Source organism: Polaribacter marinus (assembly GCF_022662535.1).
Classification (GTDB): domain Bacteria; phylum Bacteroidota; class Bacteroidia; order Flavobacteriales; family Flavobacteriaceae; genus Polaribacter; species Polaribacter marinus.
Genome location: NZ_JAKQYM010000046.1, coordinates 1 through 1,673, shown reverse-complemented (window position 1 = coordinate 1,673; position 1,673 = coordinate 1). Strand labels below are relative to the sequence as shown.

The following is a 1,673-nucleotide window of genomic DNA, read 5'->3' as shown; positions in this document are numbered from 1 at the left end:
ATTTCTATAAACTTCTATTTTCCTTCGGAAAATAGCCGTTCATTTTAATCGCAACTTTTCATAACACAACAACGTTGCCAGCAATTAAAACCAAATCGATAACTGAATGAAATTTTTTGCAATAAGATATTTTTCCGTAAAAGCTTCAATTACTCTTTTTCCTTTAGAGAAAGATATGGAACCAAAAGATTTATTCACATATCCTGTTTTAAATAAAAAAGAAGCAAAATATTATAATAGAACTTACACTGTCAGAATATTAAATGATAATAGTCAAGATAACATAATTTTAGGCTATTTATTAAAAAGCACAGATACACACCTCATTGAATTAGAACAAGAACTCTTTAATGAAGAAGATATCCAAAATTGGGAAAAAGTATTCTTTGTACTTGATAGAACAAAACAGATAATTGTATTTGAACATAATGCTAATATTGCAACACCTGATAACATAAAAAATGTATTACTAAACCTGACAAGTAAATATGCAGAGTCTTATGGATACGACATAAAACTTGATTTTTTAGTGGATAAATTTGCTTTTTGGGAAATAATAAAAGACTCTAATGGACTTTACCAAATAGCTTTTGACTTAAATGCACCTAATCTATTTGGTGGAAGTAAAAAAGCAAATGAATGGCTTACAGTTTTAAAATCAAAACACAATATAACAGAAGTTAGTGTAGATTTTAGGAATAATAGTGCTGATTTAGAATATGATGAAGAAGAACTTGAATCGTACAGAGATTATGCTGATTCTGGTGGAGGAAATTGGACTCTAGGAGTTTTACAAGAAGGTAGAAAGAAAAAATATAAAAGCGCAAACCATTTAAGGAGAAAAGAAGTTGATTTCAATGCAGATAATCCAAAATCAATTAAGGAAAATTTGAGAAACCTTATTGATAGATTTACTCATTTAATAAAAAATTTAGACGATAATAATGAAAAGTAAAATACTGATTCTATTACTAATACTATTTGTTTCATTTAGTTTAAATGCATTAATTGAACCAAATGTTATGAAACCTCTTTTGGAAAAACTAATTTTTAACTCTGTTTCAATATTAGTTGGACTTTCTATTGCTGTTGTAGGTATTTTTTTAAGTTCAATAAATACTGTTTATCTTTCAATTTATAGATTAACAAAATCAAAAAAGAAAAAAAATTCTTTCAGCGATAATGAAATTTCGGTTATTAAATCTAAGCTAACTGAACTTGTGGATGAATTGAAAGAAAATTCAATGTTCTCTCTTTACACTTTTCTAATTGTAATAGTTCTGTTCTTTATAAAAGAAGTAGATTTCCCTTATCTAAAGTGGTTTATTGAAAGTGACCTTTTTACTAAAGAGTTTGCATTTAATTTAATAATTTTAACTGGAAACTTTTTGATATTTTGGTCAATAATTGACTCAATGAAGGTTGTTTTTAAAATTAGTAAAGCATTTGAATTAGTAAAAGAAAAATAACTGCTGGCAACAATGTATAAAAATAATGCTAAATTTAGTGCTTAATCAAAGGTTAGTGCAATTTTGTTACGTCTGATTTTCCTTCGGAAAATCCTCGCACACAAAACCGCACTATTCTTATACGAGCACGTTGCCAAAAATTGTCCAGAACCAATCAAACCGTTGGAAAAAAAAACAACAAAACTCTTGAATTTTAAAATGTTA

The 1,673-nt window shown here is 27.1% G+C and carries 2 protein-coding genes; both read left to right on the top strand.

The features are described from left to right. Positions 1-106: 106 nt before the first annotated feature. The gene (locus MC378_RS15320) at positions 107-955 is read left to right on the top strand and encodes a hypothetical protein (RefSeq protein ID WP_242179715.1); all 849 of its coding nucleotides are present in this window, start codon (positions 107-109) and stop codon (positions 953-955) included. Further along, the gene (locus MC378_RS15315) at positions 945-1,469 is read left to right on the top strand and encodes a hypothetical protein (RefSeq protein WP_242179712.1); all 525 of its coding nucleotides are present in this window, start codon (positions 945-947) and stop codon (positions 1,467-1,469) included. Before MC378_RS15320 ends, MC378_RS15315 begins: the two co-directional genes overlap by 11 nt. The last annotated feature ends 204 nt before the right edge of the window (positions 1,470-1,673 follow it).